Origin of the sequence: Candidatus Cloacimonas sp. (genome assembly GCA_035403355.1) — a bacterium.
Taxonomy (GTDB): Bacteria; Cloacimonadota; Cloacimonadia; order Cloacimonadales; family Cloacimonadaceae; genus Cloacimonas.
On record DAONFA010000005.1, the window covers coordinates 66,368 to 71,817 of the forward strand.

General features: G+C 40.6%; 5 protein-coding genes. All 5 read left to right on the forward strand.

Going from position 1 to position 5,450, the window contains the following annotated elements; all coding sequences use genetic code 11:
• Positions 1-100: 100 nt before the first annotated feature.
• The 5 genes from PLE33_02820 to PLE33_02840 all read left to right on the forward strand — a co-directional run bounded on the left by PLE33_02820 (position 101) and on the right by PLE33_02840 (position 5,175).
• The gene (locus tag PLE33_02820) at positions 101-565 is read left to right on the forward strand and encodes a hypothetical protein (protein ID HPS60177.1); all 465 of its coding nucleotides are present in this window, start codon (positions 101-103) and stop codon (positions 563-565) included.
• A 65-nt stretch (positions 566-630) separates the two neighbouring features.
• On the forward strand, positions 631-1,875 hold the full coding sequence (locus PLE33_02825; GenBank protein HPS60178.1) for a TolC family protein: 1,245 nt from the start codon (positions 631-633) through the stop codon (positions 1,873-1,875).
• A 36-nt stretch (positions 1,876-1,911) separates the two neighbouring features.
• Complete coding sequence (locus PLE33_02830; protein ID HPS60179.1) at positions 1,912-3,207, forward strand: efflux RND transporter periplasmic adaptor subunit; 1,296 nt, start codon at positions 1,912-1,914, stop codon at positions 3,205-3,207.
• Between the two features lies 1 nt (position 3,208).
• Positions 3,209-3,961, forward strand: coding sequence for an ABC transporter ATP-binding protein (locus tag PLE33_02835; GenBank protein ID HPS60180.1), 753 nt, complete (start codon positions 3,209-3,211; stop codon positions 3,959-3,961).
• Entirely contained in the window at positions 3,958-5,175 is a 1,218-nt protein-coding gene (locus tag PLE33_02840) for an ABC transporter permease (GenBank protein ID HPS60181.1), read from the forward strand. The genes PLE33_02835 and PLE33_02840 overlap by 4 nt, the downstream gene beginning before the upstream one ends.
• Positions 5,176-5,450: the final 275 nt, after the last annotated feature.

Genomic DNA, 5,450 nt, shown 5'->3' on the forward strand with positions numbered 1-5,450 from the left:
CGTCGTTTAAAAAACTCGGAAAAACTATGTTCCCGCCGTTTAATAAAATTTACCTACACATTTGTTCCTGAAGCTACTGATTTATCTCATTTTTTTATTTTTGGTTGACGAGGACGTCAACCCTCCGGGGTTTTTGGTTGACGAGGACGTCAACCCTCCGGGAATTTTGGTTGACGAGGACATCAACCCTCCGGGAATTTTGGTTGACGAGGACATCAACCCTCCGGGAATTTTGGTTGATGAGGACATCAACCCTCCGGGAATTTTGGTTGACGAGGACGTCAACCTTCCGGGGATTTTGGTTGATGAGGACATCAACCCTCCGCTGTTTTTGGTTGACGAGGACGTCAACCTCCCGGGTTTTTTGGTTGACGAGGACGTCAACCCTCCGGGAATTTTGGTTGACGAGGATATCAACCCTCCGGGGATTTTGGTTGACGAGGACATCAACCTTCCAGTGCAAAAAATGATTGACGATAAATGCGGTTACGAAACACAAGAAAAAAACAGCTCCGTGTTTAGAGAAGAAAATAAATTGCAGGATATACCCCTGAAAAAGGTATAAATAAATGAACCGCTTAGACAGACACAGACGCTGAAAAGGAATGAACAAAGCGGATTAGAGGAAAGATGAAAGTTTTTACAGTGCTACTAATGCTATTGCCAATACTTCTGGCAGCACAGAGTTATACTTTGGAAGAGCTTATAACTTATGGTCTGGATAATAGTTTCAGTGTGCAAAAGAGCTCTTTGAATTATGAGAGTTCCAAATCCACCCTGAATACATCCAAGTGGAATTTATTGCCCAATGCTTCTGTAACGGGTTCAGTAACAAAGGATTTTGATCCTGCTGCTCAGACCGATGATTTAACTAATTCTGCGGGATTTTCTTTAAGTAAAACCATCAGTTTAAATGATGACACTTATTTCAATTATCTCTATTCGTCGTTAGATACGAAGACAGCACAGATGAAACTGGATCAAACCCGCAAAACTTATGCTTACGATGTTTTCAGCGCATACTTAAAAGTGCTCAGTGCTCAAAAGCAAAGAAGTTCTCTGGAAGAAAATTTACAGATTCAAACCCGGGTTTGGGAACAAAGTAAAATCCTTCTGCAATTAGGCAAAACCACTCCCTTTGAAGTTAAACAAAATGAAATTGCCGTTTTAAACTCCAATATATCCTTAATGCAATTGGATAATACTATCGCCAATGCCCGTAAGGAACTTTTTGCCCTGGTGCAAATGCAGGATGAAGGTTTCCCTTTAACGGAGCTGGAACTGAATGTGCAAAAGGAAATTCCTGCCTTCAGTATAGAAAAGAATGCAGACCTCAGTATCCTTAATCAGGAACTGAAACAGATTAACCTGCAATTAAAACAAAACAAACTGGATGATTTTCCCCGCCTCAATCTTGCCTACAATTTAGACCGCACCGTTGGCGGAGCTGATTTTGATTACGACCGATACAACACAAATCACAATATTTCTCTATCACTTAGCTATCCTCTCTTAAATATTTTTGAGAACTCTGAAAGCAGAACCAGAACCAAGATTAGCAGGCAACTTTCACAATTATCTATTGATGAAAAGAAAGATCAGTTGCAGCGCGATTACGACAGTGCCTTAAGAGAACTGCAATATTTAACAAGAATGAATGAACTTTACAGCGAACAACTGGCTCAATCCAGAGAACAAATTACTCAAGCAGAAGAACGCTATCGTCTGGGACTTATTGAACTTCTGGAATTGGATAAAACCCGAACCAGCTACATTGAAACTGACATCTCATATAATAATAACCTGTATTCAATCATAAACAAACAGGAAGAAATAAACTATCTTCTCTCCGAACCCATTTTAGGCAAATGGTAAGGTAAATTCTATAAGATTATATATCAAGGAACTACAATGAAAAAATACTTCAAGTATATCGTCATAATTGCGCTTATAATTATAGCCATAATCGTTATAACTTCTTTGCGCAAAGCAAAAAACAAACCCGAATTCAGAACTACAACTCCCTCTATTGGAAATATCAGAGAAATTGTAACCGCTACCGGTTCACTTAATCCCTATATTTTAGTTAGCGTGGGAACCGAAGTAAGCGGCAAAATTGAAAAGCTCTATAAGGACTTCAATGACCCTGTTAAAAAAGGTGAACTACTGGCAAAACTGGATACAGAAATCCTTTCCACCAATCTGGAAGCCGCAAAAGCAGACCTGGCAAAAGCAAAAACCGCTTTAGACCAGGCAAAGCTTGATTATGATGTCCAGAAAGAACTGCTGGATAAACAAATGACCCCTGAATACGATGCTAAAAAAGCTCTCTTCGCCTATCAAAATGCTCAACAAAGTTACAATAGCGCTCAGCTCACTTTACAACGAGCTCAAAAAAATCTTGCCAATGCCTATATCACCAGCCCTATCAATGGAATTGTGGTTTCCCGCGATGTTGATGAAGGACAAACGGTTGCTGCCAGTATGAGTTCCCCCACTTTATTCCAGATAGCCAATAACCTTGATCAGATGCAAATCTCCGCTGATGTTGACGAAGCAGATATTGGAAAAATAACGGTTGGCTTACCTGTGGAATTTACGGTGGATGCTTATCCCAGCGAAAATTTTACCGGTGAAGTAAAACAAATCCGCCTGAACCCTTCAACGGAATCCAATGTCGTTTCCTATAGCGTTATTATTGATGCCGCCAATCCGGAACAAAAACTACTGCCCGGAATGACAACTAATGTTACTATTATCATTCAATCCAGGGAAAATGTAACGCGTATTTCAGAAACCGCTACCAGGTTCAAACCCAGCAAAGAGGTCTGGGAACAATTTGGTCTTAAATGGAGCGATGATCTTATCCAAAAAGCTCAAAAAGAGGCATTTGCATCCTTAGCATCCTCAAAAGCAAGCTCAGCAAAGGATGATTCCACTGTCAGCAATAAAAAGACAGGCAGTAAAAAGAACATCCAATATAGTGCCAATAAGGTTTATACAAGGGGAAAAAATGCTCTGGTCTGGGTTCTGGAAAATAATGTCCCTAAGCCGAAAGGAATTAAAACCGGAATCTCGGAAAGCGGTTATGTTGAAGTTCTTGAAGGACTTTCCGGAAACGAAGTTTTAATAACAGGAGTAAACGGTAAAAATACTGCCGAATCCACTAATGGAAATTCAGGCGGTCCTGGAATGAGGCAGTTCTAAAATGTCCGATTTACTGATTAGAACCGAAAACCTAACCAAAATTTACCAGATGGGTGATGTTCAGGTGCACGCTCTTAGAGGAGTTTCCCTGAAAATAAAACAGGGAGAATTTGTAGCCATAATGGGCGCCAGCGGAAGCGGAAAAACAACTTTTATGAACCTTCTCGGTTGTCTTGACCTGCCAACAAGCGGTGAATATTACATCAATGAGATCGGTGTTCACGAAATATCCCAATTGGAACTAACTAAAATCCGTAATCAATTGATTGGCTATGTGTTTCAGAACTTCTATCTGCTCCCGCGGACAACCGCTTTGGAGAATGTGGAACTACCTCTGCTATACAGAAATAAAATGACCCATCATTTACGCATCCAAAAATCAATGGAAGCTCTTGCTACAGTCAATATAGCAGATAGGGCAAAACACTATCCCAATCAGCTTTCCGGAGGTCAACAACAAAGAGTTGCCATAGCCCGCGCTATTGTGAATGACCCGATGTTTCTACTTGCTGATGAACCAACCGGAAATTTGGATACCAGAACCAGCTTGGAAGTGATGACCATCTTTCAGGAATTGCATAAAAACGGAAAGACCATCCTGCTGGTTACCCATGAACACGATATTGCCCTTTATGCTCAACGCTTGATAACTTTTCGGGATGGACATATAATATCCGATGTGCCTAATAATAATCCTCATATAGCTGCAGTTGACTTAGCCGGCTTGCCAAAATTGCCCGGAGATGAATTATGAGTATCGTAGGAATAATCCGTATTGCCTTTAAATCGCTAACGCGTAATAAAACCAGAACTTTTTTAACAATGCTGGGCATCATAATCGGTGTGGCAGCTGTTATAACAATGCTGGCTATTGGCCAGGGTGCTAAAAAAATAGTGGAAGACCAAATTTCTTCTATGGGAACCAATGTCCTGATGGTAACTGTTAATTTTACCCGTAATTCATCTAATGTTCGTCAAGCAGCAGGAAGCGGAACTTTATTGAATTTGGATGATGCCATTGCCATTCGTTCACAAGTGGAAGATGCTCTGTATGTTTCACCTGTTTATAATACCTTTGCTCAACTTAAATTTGAATCTCAAAACTGGAGAACAGGCATTATGGGTGTAGATACCGATTATTTCTATATCCGTAATATGAATACTTCCCAAGGAGAATTGTTTTACGACAGCGATGTAGAAAACGGAAACAAGGTATGCATAATCGGTAAAACCGTAGCTGAAAACCTGTTTGGAGATGTGGATCCGATTGGACAAATAATTCGTATTCGCAATATTCCCTTCACCGTGAAAGGAGTGATGGAATCTAAAGGACAAAATGTAATGGGTACTGATCAGGACGATAGTGTTTGGGCTCCTTATTCAACCGTTTATGCAAGGTTACTTGGACAGCGCTGGAGAAATATGATGATTATCGTTTCCGCCTCTTCCAAGGAAAAAATTGCTGAAGTGCAGCAAGATATCCTGGACCTTTTACAAAACCGTCATCGCGGCACAACCAGTGAAGAATTTTTGGTTAGAAGCCAAACAGATATAGCAGAAACCGCAAGTAAGGTCTCCGATACTATGACTATCCTTTTGGCAAGCATTGCAGGTATTTCATTACTGGTTGGCGGTATCGGGATAATGAACATTATGCTGGTCTCCGTTACGGAACGAATCAAAGAAATAGGCATTAGGATGGCTGTGGGAGCAGGAAAACGGGATGTTATGCTGCAATTCATTATTGAAGCAGTTGCCATCAGTATTTTAGGTGGTATTATCGGTATTCTTCTGGGAACCGGAGCCGCTAAAATAGTTGGTAATGTTATGCAATGGAGCGTTGCCGTTACTCCTTTCTCTATCCTGATTTCAGTTGGTTTTTCAATGGCTATCGGAATCTTCTTTGGCTGGTATCCTGCCTCTAAAGCAGCCAACCTTAATTTGATAGATGCATTGCGGTATGAGTGAACAAAAGGGATACCTGAAAAGACAAAACTGTGGATAGGTAAAAACCTTCGCTATATAGCGAAAGATTAGTCGGAATAGCAACATCTTGTCGTTTCACTTGCAACCAAGCTATTTCTTTATTACGCTCTTTTCAGTAACGGAATAAAACAACTATGGTGGTTGACCAGGAGGTCAACCCTCCAAAAAAGGTATCCACTGGCTACACAAATCGGAAAAAACGACATCTTGTCGTTTCACTTGCAACCAAGCTATTTCTTTATTACGCTCTTTTCAGT

What these genes read in the sequence shown, in the direction of transcription:
- PLE33_02825 (HPS60178.1), top strand. Translation starts at nt 631, where the DNA reads ATGAAAGTTTTTACAGTGCTACTAATGCTATTGCCAATACTTCTGGCA.
- PLE33_02830 (HPS60179.1), top strand. Translation starts at nt 1,912, where the DNA reads ATGAAAAAATACTTCAAGTATATCGTCATAATTGCGCTTATAATTATA.
- PLE33_02835 (HPS60180.1), top strand. Translation starts at nt 3,209, where the DNA reads ATGTCCGATTTACTGATTAGAACCGAAAACCTAACCAAAATTTACCAG.
- PLE33_02840 (HPS60181.1), top strand. Translation starts at nt 3,958, where the DNA reads ATGAGTATCGTAGGAATAATCCGTATTGCCTTTAAATCGCTAACGCGT.